The following is a 19,183-nucleotide window of genomic DNA, read 5'->3' on the forward strand; positions in this document are numbered from 1 at the left end:
GATGGCTTTTTACCCGCCTTGTTAACTTGCTTCGCTTAAGCAATCTGCTGGGCTGGTACGACGTTTGATTCACTAAACTCAATCGCTGCTGGAGTTAGACGACGGAGCGGCTTTTTCGGTACTCGATTTTGCTGTACCCGACTTATTTTTAAAGTCAGTTTCATACCAGCCGGTGCCTGTTAACCGAAATCCTGCCGCAGAAATTAACTTGGTTAATTCGGGTGCTGAGCATTCAGGGCAATCTTTGAGCGGATCATCACTGATGCGCTGAAGTTTTTCTAAACGATGATCGCAGGCATTACATTTATATTCGTAAATTGGCATTATTCACTCAACCTCAAAATTACGTAAAAGTCTCAAAACGGATAATGGCCTCTATATAAGGCTGATAGGGTTTATTTTAAAGTTTTTCTTCAAATTCTGTAAATTTTTTTAAGCGAAATGCTCATCGGAAGATGTTAGAAAGTTATTTTCGCTGCTAAAATACGCCTCCAATTGGGAAAATTGAGCAAAAACAAGAGTAAATCCATGAAAACAACGCAGTATTTATTAGCCACACTCAGAGAAGATCCAAGTGATGCAGAAACCATTAGTCATAAACTGATGCTGCGCGCGGGGTTGATTCGCCGAGAAGGTTCAGCATCGGGCCTCTACTCGTGGTTACCCACTGGATTAAAAGTGCTGCGCAAAGTTGAAGCTATTGTCCGTGAAGAAATGGATGCAACTGGTGCCGCCGAAGTGCTAATGCCAATGGTACAACCTGCCGATTTGTGGGAAGAATCAGGCCGCTGGTTTGACTTTGGACCAGAACTGCTGCGCATTAACGATCGTCACCAACGGGAATTTTGTCTTGGTCCAACCCATGAAGAAGTCATTACGGCAATTGTACGTGATGAGATTCGCAGTTATAAGCAATGTCCGGCAGTTTTTTATCAAATTCAAACCAAATTCCGTGATGAAAGACGCCCTCGCTTTGGTGTTATGCGTGCCCGAGAATTTTTAATGAAAGATGCATACTCCTTTCATACCAGCGAGGAATCTTTAGCCGAAACTTACCAGGTAATGCATGAAGCCTATCATCGAATATTCTCTCGTCTTGGTCTTGAGTTTCGTGCCGTTATTGCCGATACCGGCTCTATTGGTGGTAGCAAATCTCATGAGTTCCATGTGTTGGCTCAATCTGGTGAAGATGCAATTGCTTTTAGTGATACCAGTGAATATGCCGCCAATATTGAAAAAGCAGAATCACTTGCACCTTTAAATGTTCGCCCGGAAGCCAGCAGTACATTGCAAAAAGTTGCCACTCCTGATGCACGCTCTATCGATTCGGTATGTCAGCAATTATCGGTCGAACCACAACAAACAATTAAAACCTTAATTGTAAAAGGCGCCTTAGAAGAATCACCGGCAATTGCCATTTGTTTACGTGGCGACCATGAACTCAATGAAATTAAAATTGAAAAACATCCTTTAGTTGCCGCACCTTGCCATTTACTCGATGAAGCTGAGGTGCGTCAGGCGGTAAACTGTGCGGTTGGCTCAATTGGTCCCGTGGGCCTTAATATCCCAACCATTATCGATAGAGATGCGGCTGTTGTAGCCAACTTTGTATGCGGTGCGAATGAAGATGGCTTTCATATGACCGGCGTAAACTGGGAGCGCGATGCGCCAATTACTGAAACTTTTGATTGCCGTAATATCGTTGAAGGCGACTCAAGCCCCGATGGGCAAGGCAAACTCACCATCAAGCGCGGTATTGAAGTGGGCCATATATTTCAGTTAGGTACCAAGTACAGCGAAGCAATGAAAGCCAATGTGTTAAGTGAATCCGGTAAATCTGTCACTTTATCAATGGGATGCTACGGTATTGGCGTATCACGAGTGGTTGCCGCAGCCATTGAACAAAACCATGATGAATACGGTATTATCTGGCCAGATAATATTGCTCCCTTTCAGGTAGCCATTGTGCCAATGAATATGCACCGCTCACATCGCGTCGCCGAAGCTGCCGATAAACTTTACCAACAGTTACGTGATGCCAAAATAGAAGTTATTTTCGACGACCGGAAAGAAAGAGCTGGTGTCATGTTTGCTGATATGGAACTAATTGGTGTACCTCACCGCATCGTTATCAGCGAGCGCGGCATCGACGCAGGCACCTTTGAATACAAGCATCGTCGAGATAATGAAAAGTTGAATATCCCAATTGATGAAGTATTTGCATTTGTTCAACAAAAAGTGATTTAAAATAGCCTAGACTAATAATTAGTCCTATTTTTCATGGGTTTATGTTTTTATGCATTTTTCGTTTTTTATACGATTTGACTTACGCAATTGACTTATTGGTTTAATCAAATGGTCAGATTACCGTTAATCAATGTCGGAGTAATAATTGTACTGTTATTGGCTGGACAGTCGCTCATGGCGGCTGTCCAGGAAAAACCCGATCAAGCCTTTCGAGTAAAGCTGGCCAAATTAATCAAAAAATCTAGCGGCTCATTTGAGGATAGATTTGAAGCTGAAGTGTGGTTATTAGAGCAAGCGCTGAGAATAGCAAAAGTTGCTCCGCATATTCCCGAAGATGAACGACTGGCTATTTTACGTCTGGTCCACCGAGAAGCTAAAAACTTTGCACTGGATCCATTGCTGGTACTGGCATTGATTAATGTCGAAAGTAATTTCGACCAGTTTGCAATATCCAGTGCTGGCGCACGTGGTTTAATGCAGGTGATGCCATTTTGGAAAAAGGAAATTGGTACGCCTGATGACAGCTTGTTTGATATGCAAACCAATATTCGGTATGGCTGCGCCATTCTTAGTCTTTATCTTGAAAAAGAAAAACAAAATACCACTCAAGCACTGGCCCGTTATAACGGCAGTAAAGGACAAGACTGGTATCCTATGCGGGTTTACAAGCATATGCGTAAAACCTGGCACCCTTAGCACTATTAATGCCTGACACTTTTGCATGACTCAAATTTGCTATAACGCCCCCTCACGAACCAAAACAGGACTGGTTTTAACTGGTGGCGGTGCACGCGCGGCTTATCAAGTCGGCGTATTAAGTGCAATATCTGACATTATTTACCGTGAAGAATGTGGCAATCCTTATCCTATTATTACAGGTACTTCTGCAGGAGCGATTAATGCGACCGTTTTAGCCGCCTATGCCAGAACCCCAAGGTTAGGAATTCGAAGTCTGCAAAGAGTTTGGGGCAACTTAAGTGTCGATCAGGTTTTTCGCGGCGACATGCTCGGTATTATGCAAAACTCTTCAAAGTGGCTATGGTCAATTTTTTCCAGCAACTTCCATTTAAAGCATCAACTCAGTTTACTCAACAATGAACCACTCAAACAATTACTCAGTAAAGTGATGCACTACAATATCATTCAAGAAGCTATTGATGCCGGGAATCTGCATGCTTTATCAATTACCGCTTCGAGTTACTCTACCGGACGTTCAATTTCTTTTTTTCAAGGTGTCGCTGAACTGAATGACTGGCAAAGATATCGTCGTTGTGGCAAACGAACACGCATTAATCGTGATCATCTACTGGCTTCTTCAGCCATTCCCTTACTCTTTCCAGCAGTCAATATTGATAATGAATTTTACGGTGATGGATCCGTCAGATTTTTAGCCCCTATCAGTCCGGCCATTCATTTAGGTGCTGATAAAATTTTAATCATCGGTGTCGATCCTATTCGTGAAGAATTACCCGAACAAACCAATGCCATTCATTACCCTTCAGTTGCGGATATTGCAGGACATGTTTTAGACAGCGTTTTTATTGATAGTCTCGACAGTGATATTGAGCGCATAAGACGAGTTAACAAAACAATAAAATTAATTCCACAAGCGGTCAGAGAATTACAAAGTAATTTACGCCCGATTGAAACCTTTGCAATCTCACCAAGCCAGGATTTAAGTTTATTAGCCAGCAAACATTTTCATACCCTGCCTCGACTCATTCAGTTTTTCTTTCGGCGCATTGGTATTAATCCGGGTGAAGGTTCAACCGTACTAAGCTATTTGTTATTTGAATCAAGTTACACCAAAGAGTTGATAGAGCTGGGATATCAGGACACTTTTCGACAGAAGTCGGAGGTGATCGAATTCTTCTTAAATCGTTAGAACAAAATGCAATATAACAAATTCGCTAAGAAACTAATCATCTAAAAACAAAATTACTCAGTCATATAACTGTCAAATTTCATGAAATATATCGCAATTACTTTATATTTTTCTTTGGATTTATGACATTTTATCAATGTCAATCTATACACCAAAAAGAAGAATGCCATTCTCCTCACAAATTCAAAGGATTCAATGTAATAAAACTGTCATATTTTAACTGCACAATCGCGCACCAAAGACACTCATATAAAACCAAGCAGACATTAATCATGTTAAGAAATATACTGATATCTTTAATTGCTATTGTCTCGATCGCACTAATCTTAACAGGGATTATTAATTTTAATATATTGCGACTGCCTAATCCGAACACACCACATAATGGTCAAGCTGTTGAAGAATTAATTCTAAAAGGCTCGAATACTGTCGGTGAAAGTTTTGCCCCCATTTTGGCAAAAGCTTATCTTAGAAGTATTGGCGCAATTTTAGTCAGAGAACATCAATTAGAAAGCCCAGTTGAAAAATATATTGAAGGAACGATTCCCAATAAAAATAAATTGGTGCGCATTGAAATTCGTGCTCATGGTTCAAGTACTGGTTTTAAAGCACTCGATGAAAACTCTACTGAAATTGCGATGAGCTCTCGTCCAATTAAAGAAAAAGAAGCCAAAGCATTAGCCGACAAATTTGGTGTTGTTGATGAACATCCCATTGCGCTTGATGCGCTTGCGATTGTTACTTATCCAACTAATCCAATTGATCAGCTAACCGTAGAAGAGATTGCTCGATTATTTTCTGGTGAAATTTCAAACTGGGCACAACTTGGTGGTGAAGACTATCCGGTTAAAGTTTATAGTCGTGATAACAATTCAGGTACTTGGGATACTTTTAAAAACTTGGTGTTAAAGCCATTTGATAAAAAACTGAGTGATGATTCCGGACGATTTGAGTCCAGTAATGAACTAGTCAACAACGTTATTAATATGCCCGGTTCAATCGGTTTTATAGGGGTAACTTATGTGGGTGAATCTAAACTGTTAAAAGTTGCTCAATCAACTAACGAAACAGGTAAAATTCCAACCGGTTATACCATTGGTACTCAGGATTATCCACTGTCTCGAAAATTATATCTTTACACAAAGGGTCGAAAACACAGCAATCTGGCCAGCTCATTTATTGACTTCGTCAAACAAAATGAAGGACAAAAACAAGCCGAAAAAGTTGGATTGATTTCTTATTATCCAACTCATTATCGTCCCGATTTAAAAAATAAGAAAACACCACTTCGCTACAAAGACTTAGCCTCACTAGGACGCAGAATCACAGTAAATTTTTCATCCAATGTTTTTAGCATGGACGAATCCAAAGAAGCACGAGATATTGAAAGACTGGTTAATTTTACTAATCAGAACCCAGGTAAAAAAATTGTCTTGGTCGATTTTTCAAATTCACCTCGCCTGGCACAGCTTAAGCAAGCACTCAAAATGCATAATGTTCAAGTGTTAGATACTTTAAATATTCAATACAAAGAACGGTGGGAAGATCCTATCGAAGTCTGGGCACTTTAGTTTTAAGCATCTTGCTACCTCATGTACAAATTGAATTTTGTACAGATTTTATACTTTAAAAGGATTGACCTAATAACGGATTGGCAGCAAAAGGCATTGCAAAAAATAATTCAAAAGGATTTTATTGAGGGACGCTCATTTCATCAAGGATGATGAAATATTTATCTTATGGATCAGAAATTAAAGTTAGTCAATCGACAATTAAGCAGCAATAATAAAACGTAAGCTCTGCTGATTATCATCAGAATTGATGAGCGCTTGATTAATGAAAACCCCAGGAACGGCAGCCAATACATCATTATAATAAATAACGGGCAACCACTCGCGAATCCACGGCGGAATATTCAACTCTTGATAGATATTTTTTAAATTGGTCGAATGGTTGCGATAATCAGGTCGACATTTTTCGCCGCCCGCTCGAGGTTTAACAATTACCATTTCATCAGCTAGCGGTAAGCGAAGCCCATTTCCATTAATTCGTTGATAACTTAAGGTAACCTGATTGGAAAGTGTCAGCCTAGGCATTTTCAAATCCCACTGTGCTACCTTGAATTGTGCATCTGGCTGAATATTGGTTAAATAAAGATTTCCAGCAAAAGTTCTAACACGCTGTCCCGCAAATGCTATATCTATATTGAGTGAACGAAGCGTCAAAAGTAGATCTGTGGTTTGCTTTTGAGCAGCTAAGCTTTGTATGTCATCAGTAAGTTTTAACTGGCGTAATAATTCATCAATTTCTTGTGAAGATGGCGTACTTTGCGAATGAGAAGCCCCCCAAAAATAAAGCAGATTTTTCTGCCGTGCTACTGACAAGCTTGCTAGCTGCGCTAAATTAATTACGGCATTACCAGCACAACATAGCAACGCATCTTGTTCGGCAATTTCTCGAAGCAGCAAGGTTTGCTCCGTGGCTAAACGGGTAAAACGAGCCAATGTTTTTGCATAATGAGGCCAACGTTCAGCCAGTAATGGAAAAACTCTTTGTCGTAAAAAATTGCGAGAAAAATATGCATCTTGATTTGACGGATCTTCAATCCAGGAAAGCGCATGACTTGCAGCATAATCCTCAACTTGCCGTTTATCTGCACTAAGCATTGGCCTTAAAATTTGCCCATGACCAAGAGGCCGAGATTCAGGAATAGCGCCTGCTCCGGAAACTCCACACCCTCTGAGCAAACGAAACAACAAGGTTTCAGCCTGATCATTTTGATGATGCGCCATGAGCAAATGCTCATCCTTACCTAAAATTTGTTGAAAAAATTGATAGCGTGCATCTCTTGCCCGGTTTTCAATATTGGTTTGTCCATTCCAGTTGAGGGCGAGTCGATGTGTTATGAGCGGAATATTCTGCTGTTGGCATATCAATTGGCAGTGATGTTGCCAGTCATCGGAAGAGGACTGAATAGCATGGTTAATGTGCACCGCTCTAATTTGCGAAACCAACCCCGCATCAACCAGCTGCGCAACAATATGCAACAAGACTGTCGAGTCAATCCCGCCACTATAGGCTATAACCAGTTTTTTGGTGGCATGATACCGCTGTAGATTTTCGAAAACCAGATGCGGTAGCGACTCAAGGCTTTGCTCAGTCACCCTATGACCTCAAGCTTGTTAACCTTGGCTGTCTGACGACAGTGCATCTGGTTACATAACATCTGGTTACATAACATCTGATTACATAACAAGAACAGCTGACAACATAACCGATAAACTGGCGAAGGGAAAATATTGATCGCTTTACTTTGACCTGATCTTTGCCCTAATAGGTACCGATATGACAATGACAAAATGAGTCCGCCAACTGCACTTTTAATAAAATTAACACAGACCACACCAGAGTGTAGATTTTTCAGGTGGAAAGCTAGCTGCCATAGATGCTTGACCAACAAGCTTTCTCCTGAATATTTTTCCAGGTAAGGAGACGCAATACCAGCAATTAAGCCATGGTCGCCCAATCTTCCTGAACTCCATAAGACATTAAACGATCATAGCGTTGATCCAGCAGTTCATCTTTAGATAATACGTTAAGTACCTCTAAATCTTTAAGAATCCGCGCTTTTAATGCACTCGCCATTGCTTGATGATCACGATGAGCGCCACCTTCTGGCTCAGCGACAATTTCATTAATCAGCTTCAACTCTTTAAGGCGTGCCGCGGTAATGCCCATCGCATGGGCAGCTTCGCTGGCGCGCTCTGCACTTTTCCACAAAATTGAAGCACATCCCTCAGGTGAAATAACCGAATAGGTACTGTATTGGAGCATATTTACCCGGTCACCAACACCAATCGCCAGCGCCCCACCTGAGCCGCCTTCACCAATCACGGTACATACAATTGGCACCTTAAGACGAGACATCACTTTAAGGTTACGTGCTATCGCTTCGGATTGACCGCGCTCTTCTGCCCCAACACCTGGATAAGCGCCAGTGGTATCAATAAAGGTAATGATGGGCCAATTGAATTTTTCAGCCATTTCCATCAGACGCAATGCTTTACGATAGCCCTCTGGACGTGGCATACCAAAATTTCGTGCAATTTTTTCTTTGGTATCACGTCCTTTCTGATGCCCGATCACCATAATCGGTTTTCCATTCAACCGGGCTGGACCGCCGATAATCGCTAAATCATTGGCATAAGCACGATCACCAGCAAGTTCATCAAAGTCGGTAAACATCAGATTGATATAATCCTGAGAATAAGGCCGCAGTGGATGACGAGCTAGCTGGGCAATTTGCCAAGCATCTAGGTTAGAAAATATTTGTTTAGTCAGTTCCTTACTTTTCTTTTTTAGTCGTTCGATTTCTTCACTGATATTAATTTCGCTATCATTCCCAACCAATCGAAGTTCTTCGATTTGTGCTTCCATTTCCGCAATCGGTCGTTCAAATTCTAAAAAATTCATTGTATTTGCAACTACTCTTTAAGATTATTGAGTTCGAGTCTAACGAATTATTTTGATTATCAATCAAATATCACTTTAATCGATTTTTTTGGCACGACATTATTCTTGTTCTATTCACTCAAAAAAATCTAATAAAATCAATTAATAACAAATATTCACCAGTCCCAATTAAGTTCTGCGTTTGAAAATCAGCCTGCATTTTAACCCCTTTTATCCACAGATAAAACCTTCTATTCAATTACAAAGACGAATTAAAAAATAAGTTTTTCGCATCCAAATAATATATGGTTCACAATCTCATTATCCAAAAAGCTTTAAAATTCAGACTGGAGAGAATTTTATTTAGTTTTTACCCACTCTAAACTATAGTTTTACTAAGGTTGGCTATTAACATTGTTCATGTCACGACAGTTAAGAAATTTATTAAAGCAAAACAGACTTCTGGAAGAGAAAATCTTTTACGAGCCTCGGGAAACTGACTGGCGTCAACAATTGATAACTTCACAAGAATTGTCTGACGCTTTGTCTTGTCTAGCTAATCGAATTATTGAGAACCAGGCACCACAAGTGTCTGTTTTAAAAATGCTCAATGATGTTGATAAAATCAAAGGGCGCCCCTTATCTGCATTTGAGAAAAATGCTCTTCAGGTCGTAGAAATTATTTTTAATTTTCTACGCGAGAATACGCATTTTGATGCCAAATACTATCACGTACTCAATAGCTTACAGCTAGCCTTTACCCGTTTATCTCTAAATGATTTAAGTTATCTGGATAATTCAAAACATTCAGCTGTTCATTTTTTAAACCGACTTTTAGATGTGGGTTACCACTTTGATCACAACGCAGGGAAACTCGCTCAATATTTTATTCACGCGGTTGAACTGTTAGTTGACAGACTTGCTAATTATGAACAGGTCACCAGCCAGACATTTATTAAAGCCGACAAAATGCTCGATGAGTATTATTCAGGATTTAAAGATAAAGCCAATGAAAATATCAATAAGATTCTGGCTGAAATCAACAAAGATTTGCGACAAGAAGAAGCTAACCAATTCACTATGCAGCTGATTAAAAGCAAAACCCAGGGTGAAGAAATGCCCATATTTTTGCTCGACTTCTTTGAAAATAATCTGGCCCCAGTACTTCATCAAACGATTCAAGAGTTTGGCGTGCAAAGCAAACAATGCCAATTACTTTTAACTGATATGGATACTATTGCATGGAGTATTACCTGCCCCTATGGAGACCCGACTTACCAACAGCGATTTGAAGCGGATGTGAGTGATGCAATGAAACGGGTTTATAACCAGCTCAATGAAGCGGGGCTAGTCGATGAATATGTCAAAGAGTTTTTTATCGAAACAGAAACATTTCATGGAAAAAAATTACGCGGTGAAAGAGTCAGTTATGATGTGATGATTGCCGCAGATATATTTGCTGATGAAGAATATGATAATAACGAACTCGACCAATGGGATCAGTCGGCGCCAGCTTTTTTTGATGTCGATACACTAAAAGAAGGCCAGTGGTATACCCTTAAAGTTGACAATAATAAAATACGCAGCCAGCTACTTGCAATTAATCGAATTGCCAAACAAATCATTTTTGTCAATTTATCAGGCGAATCAGTGGCCAATATCGAATTTGATAATGTTGACTTTTTAAACCATAACCTTCAATTAATTGAAGGTGAAGGTCAGGCCAAATACCAGCATGCACTTAAAGCATTAATTCGAGAATTGCAGGCAAGATTAGATATATTAAAAAATGAGTATCAGCAATTTCTCAAGAAAAAAGCCAAAGATAAAGCCCAAAAAGAGCGTCAGGAAGCCTTGGCTCGTGCTGCCGTTCAAAAACGCATCGAAGAAGAACAACGTCTCGCTATATTAAAACGTCAAGAAGAAATTCGACGTGAAGCAGAGAAACATGCCGAAGCAAGGCGACTGGAAGAGTTAAATGCGGAAAAACGCTTTCAAATTAAAGGTATTTACCGGCAGCTAACACCTGGAATTCAAGTCGCTTATCAAGCTGACACTGGCCGCTGGAAAGAAATTTCATTAATGCTAATATCCAAAACAACCCAGCGTCATATTTTTACCGATGCCAGTGGTAAAAAAGTGATTGAGCCGACCAAACAAGAGCTACTTGAACTGATAGAGCAAGAACGCATTAAAATAATTAAACAAAAACCCACTAATGATCCATTAAGTGCGTTGGTCAGACACCGCAGACAAAAGCTCTCACAAATGTAATTCAGCTCCTCCAAGATGGTTTAGAGACTAAAAGACTAACACGAATAAGCACATATTCAGAAAGACAGAAAACACTAAACCATTAGTCCTAATCACTCATTCGTGCATATATTTAAACCAGATCGTGCTATTGGGGTTATACGCCAAGCCCAATCAATTCTTAATCTTCTAGGTATTTCACGTTTAATCGATAACTTGATTGAGTAGATTATTTATAACTTTATTTTATATGATTATGCCCACACCACTACAACTTAAAAATGCGCCAAATAAATTAACAAATAAATAATTAGAAAAAATTCACAAAATAAAAAAATTTCGAACGTAATTTTTTAAATAAAGAAAAACAAGGGTTATTTTTAAATAATTTCATTTAAATCTTTTGTAAATGAAATCAACCATTCAATTAATGCATATTGATGGATAATTATTTGAATCAAAAAGTGTAGCTATTTAATAAATGGTATTTCACAGCAAATGATAATTTCATGTTGTCACTCTCGATAAAAGACAAACATTCTAATTAAACAAAACACATGAAAATATTATTTATGAAAAAATTAATATTAACTTTAATGCTATCGATTTCTTTTTTTGCTAGTCAAGTAAACTCAGCTCAAGTTACTTATGATTATTTAAATAAAACCTTAAATGAGATCAAAGGTTGGGCTGGTAGTTATGCAAGCCCTTGGGTTTACTACGATCGAAATGTGTGTGGTGAACGTTATGGAATAACTGCCTATGTTTGTGGTAATTATCTTCAATTAGGGACACAATTTTTACAAAATTTAGAAAACCGTTACCCATTAGTTGCCAAAGGAATATTTGCCCATGAGTGGGGGCATAGTATTCAAAATAAGCGAAACATCCGTTATAACGTCCCTTACCAAGAATTACAATCCGATTGTTTTTCTGGTTCTTTTACATATTATGGTGAGAACACCTTAGGCTATCGTGGACTTTATAATTCAACATCAATGTCTGCTTACAATGCAGGAGACGCAACACATGGCACAGGATCACAACGTCAGTATTATGTACGTAAAGGATATAATACTCGTGGAAATCCTAATGGTTGCTTTTAAATAGTTAATGAGTTGGTTGGCCGCTGAAATTAATGACCAATAAATAACTAAGAACAGTTAGCTCGCGCAGTTTATCGTGTGAGCTAATTTTTCATTGAACAAAAATCAAATAGACTTTATTGATTGAATTGCAAATTCTATATGATTTTAAATTAAGTTTAAGTTTAAGTTTAAGTTTAAGTTTAAGTTTAAGTTTAAGTTTAAGATAACTTCTAATTCTATATATTTTCAAAGTCAATATAATTCAGAAATTTATAATAATTCAGATTGAAACAAATCGGCACATCCCCAACCCTAACGAATTACCCTCTCGCTTTTGATAGCCATAGCGTGCATAAAAATTTTCTTTACCCTGAGCAGAAAACAAACCAATTGTAGCGCCAGGTTTAGCCGCGACTTGCAAATAATCTTCAATTTCTGTCATCACGATATGTCCTAAACCCTGTCCTTGATAATTCGGTGCTACAACAATATCTTGAATATAAAAAAACAAAAAGCCATCGCCAATTACCCTTCCCATCGCAATAAGTGACTCATTATTTGCATCGTGCGCCATACTTTGCGACTTACTTTGCAGCTCAACCGAAAGACGAACTGTGACGTGAAATAATGAATGTTGCAAACTCTGGGTAGCCATTTCTAGAGAAACTTTTCCCCAGCCAGCGGCATCACGCAACTCAACAAATTCTTGTGGCGTTGGCGGTAAATGCTTAATAATTAATCGATTCAATTTGGCGTTTATAGTCACATTAAAAATACCCTTGTTTAGTCAGAATTGAAAAACAGATTAGACCATCTAATCATAAAAAACTTAACTGCTTTTCTCCAATTTTTAAAGTTGCCGGTTTGCATGGCCGATAACCACTAAAACGATACCAACTTTATTGATGGAGAATGCTAAGTGTTTTATGAGAAAACAACAACTTATCACCCATTTACCTTTCTATGGCTACTGGCAATCTTATTATTACCTCCAGCAACGCAAGCCAGTAATCATCGTTTAGAATTTCAAAAAGCAGCAGCCTTTACTCATCTGCAATGGCCAAATATCGCGTCTTCCCCCATCAGTATTAAACTCAATCCGCTGATTAATTATTCGGGTATTCCCATGGAAGAAAGACAGGAAAAAGCTGAATATTATTATCATGGCAAATTACCCATGGCGATGAATCGAATCGTTCGAGATGCTTTTCGCTCCACTCACCTGTTTAACCCCGATATATCCGAAGCAGACTATGAGGTAGCCCTAATCATTAATCGCTATCAGCTCCCGTTTAAATTTGCTCCCGACGATATTTGGTGGCAAAAATTACACGACGAAACGGACCGTTTTTTACAATCACCACCACCATCGCTGGTTGAGTTAAGTATTAAATTAAGCAGTGGAAAAAAGCCAATTAAATCTTGGATAAGTACGGTTGAAATCATCCTGTCTAACTGCGATCTCAACGCCACCCCTCAACCCTCAACAGTCCATTTAAACCAAGATCCGACGGTGTCCAGCTATTTGTCAACTACACCGGGACAATCCTTTTTGGCTGCAACCAATTATTTACTACTTCGCCTGATGGAAAGACTCCAACAAGAACCTTTGCTGGGACAGATTGACAAGATTGTTGAACAAGAGATTTATTTGCATAGTGAACAGGCAAATTTTATTCAAGGTAATCGATTGAACGTTTTTTATAATCATCCACAAACAGGTAAAGCCAGCTTACCTTCGGGTCAGATAAAAGTAGTCAAAGCGATGCAAAACAGAGCAATTGCTTATCCGGTATCACTGCGTACCGATCACTTAAAGCCCGGCGACTGGATTGAAATATTTGGACAACAGGTATTCACTCATCCCAAATCTCAATTTACGCCAGCTAATCACTGTGCAGAAGTAGACATTGCAATGAATGAGTGATAAACCTTAATGTAACAGACCTTGAAAGTTTGATGCTAATGCGTCGCCCCGCAAACAGGACAGTCTTTGCGGGGTTTAAAGCGAATACCTCGCCACTCCATAGTTAAGCCATCAAACAGCAACAATCGCCCAACTAAAAGCTCTCCTGCCCCGGTAATAAGTTTAATACACTCCATTGCCTGACTTGACCCGATAATACCAACCAATGGCGCAACCACGCCATTATGCGCACAGCTTTGATCACTAAAAACATCCGCTTCATACAAACAACGATAGCATGGGGTTTGAGGTTGCATGGTAAAAGTGGTCAACTGCCCTTCCCAGCGAATAGCAGCCCCAGAAACCAATGGTGTTTTTTGCTGATAGCATATTTGGTTTAGTAAAAACCGTGTGGCAAAATTGTCACAACAATCGACAACGAGGGTGACAGTTGCAACCACAGACTCTAGCTCACTTTCATTCAACCGCCGATCAATCGTCTGTATATTACAGTCCGGATTGATTTGTGCTAGTCGCTGTTTTGCCGATTCAACTTTCGCCTGCTCAATATTGTCTCTGGCATGAATGATTTGCCGCTGTAAATTACTCAAGTCGACCTTATCATCATCAACCAAGGTCAAATTGCCAATACCCGCCGCGGCTAAATACATAGCGACAGGTGAACCTAGCCCACCAAGACCAATAATCAGTACATGTGCATCGAGCAATTGTTGTTGTCCATTAATATCAATTGTTGGCAGCATTATCTGGCGACTAAACTGCAACAGTTGTTGATCAGATAACATTACCAGATTCCTATTGTCAGTCGATCGTGGGTTAGCAAATCTTTTTGAGTTTCAACTTGTTTGAATCCAGCTTGCTCAAACAAATCTCTCACCAATGCCCCTTGTTCAAAACCATGCTCAATCATTAATGCACCACCAGAATTTAAGTAACGACCGGCGTGTTGGGTAATATGACGAATATCACCTAGCCCATCATCTTTCGATACCAATGCACTGTTTGGTTCAAATATCAGATCACCTTCAAGTAAGTGGGGATCATCCGCCGCGACATAAGGAGGATTAGCCACGATTAAATCAAACGTTTGCGTGATTTTTTGCTCAGCAATTGCAGCAAACCAGTCACTTTGGAATATTGTCACTTGTGGTAATTGATTACGCACCGCATTCTTTTTTGCCAAAGCAACAGCGCCAGCATGAAAGTCACAAGCAAACACCTCATCTTGCGCACGTTCACTGGCAATTGCCAGCGCAATAGCACCGGTTCCACATCCTAAATCAAGTACCGAAGCACTTGAGAAATTCACTAAAAAATCAAGTGCTTTTTCGACCAGGCATTCAGTTTCAGCTCGGGGAATTAAAGTTGATTCGTCGGTATATAAGTCGAGAGTCCAAAATCCTTTTTCACCAATAATATACGCAATCGGCTTACCTTGTTGACGTTGTTTTAGCCAAGCTAAAAATTGAGTTTGCTGGGCTGGTGACAATTCAAAATCGGCCCAGGTTTTTAACCAGGTGAAATCTTTATCTAGTACTTTTGCCAACAAATATTCTGCATCAATCTTTGCCTCAGAATGAGCCAGAAAATTTACTGCATAGGAAAGCGCTTGTTTGACATTCATCATCTTTAATTACGATATAAAAAATATAATTTTACTGACAAAGCGGCGCAACTTTTTGCGCTGATTGTAAATCATAAAATACGGGACGACTTAAACACATGGCAATTTTTTGATCATAATAAGCCGCTTCATTAACAAATGATATGACCGCCGCATCACCATCATATAAAATATCTTCGCCATCAAAAGTTTGAAAAATTGGAGTGCCCTGTTCAATCACTTGATAATCCTGAGCAATCAGGTCGGGATGAACAGTTGCAGTAATTTCGCCACGCTCATCAGTTGGAAAGTACAAACGAGAAAAATACTGTAAAACTTTTAAGTGTTCAGTTGATGCAGGCACATCGTTGTTATTCCATTTAAGCGTAAAGTCAAGTGTAGCGCTCAGTGCCAGTTCTGTTTTTTGCATAATTTGCGGATCTAGAGTTCCCTGTGCAATGGGTCCAATTTCAATTAATAATGTTTTGGGAGAAATCGAACTTAAAAAATGGTGATCGGGCATTATTGCAGATTCAGAAGTGACCACCACACCATTTAACCGTGTTTTCAAGTAAGCCGCCAATTTCAAATGAAACTCATCAACTTTTACCAACACAATATTGGTTTGCATATTGGCGGTACTGGTGTGCAAATCAATAATAAAATCAACTCGTGATTGACCTTTTGGACCGAGTTGTTGATTAATCTTTTTGGCCAGCTTTTGCTCAAAACTGGTTAATGTTATATCGTTCAAATCTTGCAGTTTAAAACAGCGATTTAAATCAGTTTCCAAGTATCGTTTATTAGCCGCAATAGCCTCAGGGTTAGCAATAAAATACTCAATATTTAAGTCGCTGTAAGCTTGTTGTTTTTTCTGCTTTTGCCAATGATTCACCAAATGAATACCGGTTAATTCATTACCATGCGTCCCGCCAACAAGCACAATCGAATTGACTTTATCTTCTTGTTGCATAAATCAAATACCTATTCAGCGTTAGTTGATTAACAATTCAGATATTTCACTTAACACCCATTATAATGTTTAACTCAACACAACCGCTTAACACTTAATCATTATCAGACAGATTAGCCAATTGATCCGCTTGATGCTCATTAACTAAAGGCGCTAATACCTGATCAAGATCGCCTTGCATAATTTCATCCAGCTTATAAAGCGTTAGATTAATGCGATGGTCGGTCATTCGTCCTTGTGGAAAGTTATAAGTGCGTATGCGTTCAGACCGATCACCACTACCGACCAGATTGCGACGCGTTTCAGCTTGTTCGCTATGTGCAGCTGACTCTTGTGCCGCTAATAAACGTGATTTTAATACACTCATCGCCTGTGCTTTATTTTTATGTTGCGAACGGCCATCTTGGCATTCAACCACCATCCCTGTTGGCAAGTGTGTAATACGAATTGCCGAGTCTGTCTTATTGACGTGCTGACCACCCGCCCCCGATGAGCGAAAAGTATCAATTCGTAAATCCGCTGGATTTAATTCAATATCATCCAGTTCATCCGCTTCAGGCATTACCGCCACCGTGCACGCCGAAGTATGAATACGCCCTTGTGATTCTGTTTCTGGAACCCGCTGTACTCGATGAGCTCCCGACTCAAACTTTAACTTTGAATAAACACTGTCTCCCGAAACTTTACAAATAATTTCTTTATAACCGCCTTGCTCACTGGGGTTTTCACTCATCACTTCAATCTGCCATCGGCTTTTTTCAGCATATCGACTGTACATACGGAATAAATCCCCGACAAAAATAGCCGCTTCATCACCACCAGTACCAGCGCGTATTTCAAGAAAAATATTTTTGTCATCATTAGGATCTTTAGGCAATAGCAGTTTTTGTAGCTCTACTTCGACCTCTTCAATTAAACTTTTGTTTTGTTTAAAGTCGTCTTCAGCCATTGCCCGCATTTCAGGATCATCATCTTTTAACATTTCTTCTGCGGTTGCCAAATCTTCAACAATTTGTTGATATCGATTAAATGTCTGCACGACCGATTCAAGCTGCGAATATTCTTTTGACAAATCACGAAAACGATTTTGATCGGCAATCGTTTCGGGATCACCCAACAAGTGCCCAACTTCTTCGTAGCGCTCAGCTAAACCATCTAACTTTCTTAAAATCGAATCTTTCATAAGAGACCTTAGCAATTAAAAATTATTTGTTTGCCTAAAAATCATTACTTGTTTGCTTTTAAATCAAATGCGCGCGCAAGCACTTCGAGTATGTGCGACTCATTATTTTCGCCCGCTTCTCGAATGAGTTTGCTTGGTGAATGTAAAAACTTTTGAGCTAGCCGATTGGCAAACTCGGTAAATACTTTTTCAACATCTTGCGGTTGTTCTACTGCGCCGTTTAGTCGGGCCAGTGCACGCTGCATTTCATCATTTTTAACTTGCTCAAATTGTGCCCTGAAATCCTTGAGCAGAGAAACTGCCGATAAAGACTGCAACCAGTTAATATATTTTTGGCCATGTAACGCGATAATATCACGCGCTTCAAGTGCCGCTTCTTCACGAACTTTCAGATTCTCTTTGATCACATCTTGCATGTCATCAACTGTATATAAGTAGATATCACTTAATTTGGAAACCTCAGGTTCAATATCTCGCGGTACCGCTAAATCAACCATAAATACTGGCCGATGTTTACGCTGTTTAATGGCTTTTTCCATCAGCCCCTTACCAATAACAGGCACAGGGCTTGCGGTTGAACTGACAATAATATCAGCTTCGACCACCAGCTCACTTAGCGCCGTCAATCCATGAGCCGTGGCATTGAATTCATCAGCCAATCGCTGCGCTCGTTCGACAGTTCGATTGGCAACGCTCATTTGGGTAACTCCCTGGCGAGCCAGATGCCTTGCCGCTAGTTCAATGGTTTCACCAGCACCAATAAACAGTGCTTTTACCCGGGAAAAGTCGGTAAAAATTCTTTTCGCCAAGGTCACTGCAGCATAAGCAACCGACACGGCGCTCTCACCAATCTGCGTATCAGTACGTACTTGTTTAGCCAACGAAAAAGTCTGCTGGAACAAGCGGTTAAGATATAATCCCATCGTTCCTGCTCGATTGGCATACCCATAAGCATCTTTCACTTGTCCCAAAATTTGGGGTTCGCCCAAAACCATTGAGTCAAGCCCACAAGCAACATTCATCATATGCTCTATGGCGGCCTCTCCGGAATGACAATACCCATACTGATTAATCATTTCAGCCCGTAGCTGATGTTCACCAGCGAGCCAGTTAAGTAATTGCTCAATTTTGTTAGCTGTTTGGGTTGAATCGTCATGTATGTCGGCGCAGCGAAAAACAATTTCCATTCGATTACAGGTGGAAATAATGGCAACTTCATCCAACGCGATAGACTTTTTTAGCGAAGCGAGGCTACCAACAATTTTGTCGGGTGAAAAGGCAACTTTTTCACGGATTTCAACCGGTGCGGTTTTGTGATTTATCCCAAAAATAGAAACAGGCATAATACCAGCCACTAATTGTTTGAATTTAAACCAGTAAATTCACAAATCTTCTGTCTGTTCTCAGACAAACTCAATTGTAGTTCTTTTTGAATAACAAGTGACTGCATTAGTAATTTTGATCCGGTAATTTTCTGGCAATATTCAAGCTGGTCTATACAAAAGCAACAATGATTTACAAACATTTGCTGGCAAAAACAGTGGTTAACAGACTTTTCATGTTATTATCGGC

General features: G+C 39.7%; 16 protein-coding genes. 7 read left to right on the top strand and 9 right to left on the bottom strand.

All coding sequences use genetic code 11. The features are described 5' to 3' along the window. Positions 1 to 78 precede the first annotated feature (78 nt). The gene (locus ABVT42_RS08825; RefSeq protein ID WP_353874410.1) at positions 79 to 324 is read right to left on the bottom strand and encodes an FmdB family zinc ribbon protein; all 246 of its coding nucleotides are present in this window, start codon (positions 322 to 324) and stop codon (positions 79 to 81) included. A gap of 204 nt (positions 325 to 528) precedes the next feature. Here ABVT42_RS08825 and ABVT42_RS08830 point away from each other — a divergent pair, with 204 nt between their 5' ends. From ABVT42_RS08830 to ABVT42_RS08845, 4 genes are all read left to right on the top strand, one after another. After that, positions 529 to 2,247: a proline--tRNA ligase gene (locus ABVT42_RS08830; RefSeq protein ID WP_353874411.1), complete on the top strand. Its 1,719-nt coding sequence runs from the start codon at positions 529 to 531 to the stop codon at positions 2,245 to 2,247. 108 nt (positions 2,248 to 2,355) lie between these two features. Further along, positions 2,356 to 2,943 carry a transglycosylase SLT domain-containing protein gene (locus ABVT42_RS08835; protein ID WP_353874412.1) on the top strand — a complete coding sequence of 196 codons (588 nt, stop codon included), beginning with the start codon at positions 2,356 to 2,358 and terminating at the stop codon, positions 2,941 to 2,943. A gap of 25 nt (positions 2,944 to 2,968) precedes the next feature. Continuing rightward, complete coding sequence (locus ABVT42_RS08840; protein WP_353874413.1) at positions 2,969 to 4,132, top strand: patatin-like phospholipase family protein; 1,164 nt, start codon at positions 2,969 to 2,971, stop codon at positions 4,130 to 4,132. Positions 4,133 to 4,404: 272 nt separating this feature from the next. Further along, on the top strand, positions 4,405 to 5,703 hold the full coding sequence (locus ABVT42_RS08845; protein ID WP_353874414.1) for a PstS family phosphate ABC transporter substrate-binding protein: 1,299 nt from the start codon (positions 4,405 to 4,407) through the stop codon (positions 5,701 to 5,703). Positions 5,704 to 5,904: 201 nt separating this feature from the next. Here ABVT42_RS08845 and tilS read toward each other — a convergent pair whose 3' ends face one another. Both tilS and accA read right to left on the bottom strand, forming a co-directional pair. Continuing rightward, positions 5,905 to 7,296 (bottom strand): tRNA lysidine(34) synthetase TilS, encoded by a 1,392-nt coding sequence (tilS, locus tag ABVT42_RS08850; RefSeq protein ID WP_353874415.1) that lies wholly within the window; start codon positions 7,294 to 7,296, stop codon positions 5,905 to 5,907. A 343-nt stretch (positions 7,297 to 7,639) separates the two neighbouring features. Next, positions 7,640 to 8,605, bottom strand: coding sequence for an acetyl-CoA carboxylase carboxyl transferase subunit alpha (accA, locus tag ABVT42_RS08855; protein WP_353874416.1), 966 nt, complete (start codon positions 8,603 to 8,605; stop codon positions 7,640 to 7,642). A 399-nt stretch (positions 8,606 to 9,004) separates the two neighbouring features. On the opposite strand from accA, the gene ABVT42_RS08860 reads away from it, so the two are divergent. Both ABVT42_RS08860 and ABVT42_RS08865 read left to right on the top strand, forming a co-directional pair. Continuing rightward, positions 9,005 to 10,858, top strand: a complete 1,854-nt coding sequence (locus tag ABVT42_RS08860; RefSeq protein WP_353874417.1) for a DUF1631 family protein — start codon at positions 9,005 to 9,007, stop codon at positions 10,856 to 10,858. Between the two features lie 536 nt (positions 10,859 to 11,394). Continuing rightward, complete coding sequence (locus tag ABVT42_RS08865; RefSeq protein ID WP_367023671.1) at positions 11,395 to 11,943, top strand: neutral zinc metallopeptidase; 549 nt, start codon at positions 11,395 to 11,397, stop codon at positions 11,941 to 11,943. Positions 11,944 to 12,205: 262 nt separating this feature from the next. Here the strand turns inward: ABVT42_RS08865 and ABVT42_RS08870 are convergent, their stop codons facing one another. Further along, the gene (locus ABVT42_RS08870; RefSeq protein ID WP_353874419.1) at positions 12,206 to 12,691 is read right to left on the bottom strand and encodes a GNAT family N-acetyltransferase; all 486 of its coding nucleotides are present in this window, start codon (positions 12,689 to 12,691) and stop codon (positions 12,206 to 12,208) included. Positions 12,692 to 12,844: 153 nt separating this feature from the next. Between ABVT42_RS08870 and ABVT42_RS08875 the strand changes: the two genes are divergently transcribed. Then, positions 12,845 to 13,852, top strand: coding sequence for a hypothetical protein (locus ABVT42_RS08875; protein WP_353874420.1), 1,008 nt, complete (start codon positions 12,845 to 12,847; stop codon positions 13,850 to 13,852). A 35-nt stretch (positions 13,853 to 13,887) separates the two neighbouring features. Here the strand turns inward: ABVT42_RS08875 and ABVT42_RS08880 are convergent, their stop codons facing one another. The 5 genes from ABVT42_RS08880 to hemA all read right to left on the bottom strand — a co-directional run bounded on the left by ABVT42_RS08880 (position 13,888) and on the right by hemA (position 18,954). After that, on the bottom strand, positions 13,888 to 14,637 hold the full coding sequence (locus ABVT42_RS08880; RefSeq protein ID WP_353874421.1) for a HesA/MoeB/ThiF family protein: 750 nt from the start codon (positions 14,635 to 14,637) through the stop codon (positions 13,888 to 13,890). Then, complete coding sequence (prmC, locus tag ABVT42_RS08885) at positions 14,637 to 15,479, bottom strand: peptide chain release factor N(5)-glutamine methyltransferase (RefSeq protein ID WP_353874422.1); 843 nt, start codon at positions 15,477 to 15,479, stop codon at positions 14,637 to 14,639. The genes ABVT42_RS08880 and prmC overlap by 1 nt, the downstream gene beginning before the upstream one ends. A 28-nt stretch (positions 15,480 to 15,507) precedes the next feature. Beyond that, positions 15,508 to 16,428 carry an aspartoacylase gene (locus ABVT42_RS08890; RefSeq protein ID WP_353874423.1) on the bottom strand — a complete coding sequence of 307 codons (921 nt, stop codon included), beginning with the start codon at positions 16,426 to 16,428 and terminating at the stop codon, positions 15,508 to 15,510. Between the two features lie 94 nt (positions 16,429 to 16,522). Next, entirely contained in the window at positions 16,523 to 17,611 is a 1,089-nt protein-coding gene (gene prfA, locus ABVT42_RS08895) for a peptide chain release factor 1 (protein ID WP_353874424.1), read from the bottom strand. Positions 17,612 to 17,655: 44 nt separating this feature from the next. Then, positions 17,656 to 18,954: a glutamyl-tRNA reductase gene (gene hemA, locus ABVT42_RS08900; protein ID WP_353874425.1), complete on the bottom strand. Its 1,299-nt coding sequence runs from the start codon at positions 18,952 to 18,954 to the stop codon at positions 17,656 to 17,658. Positions 18,955 to 19,183: the final 229 nt, after the last annotated feature.

This window comes from Aliikangiella maris, from assembly GCF_040719265.1.
GTDB lineage: Bacteria > Pseudomonadota > Gammaproteobacteria > Enterobacterales > Kangiellaceae > Aliikangiella > Aliikangiella maris.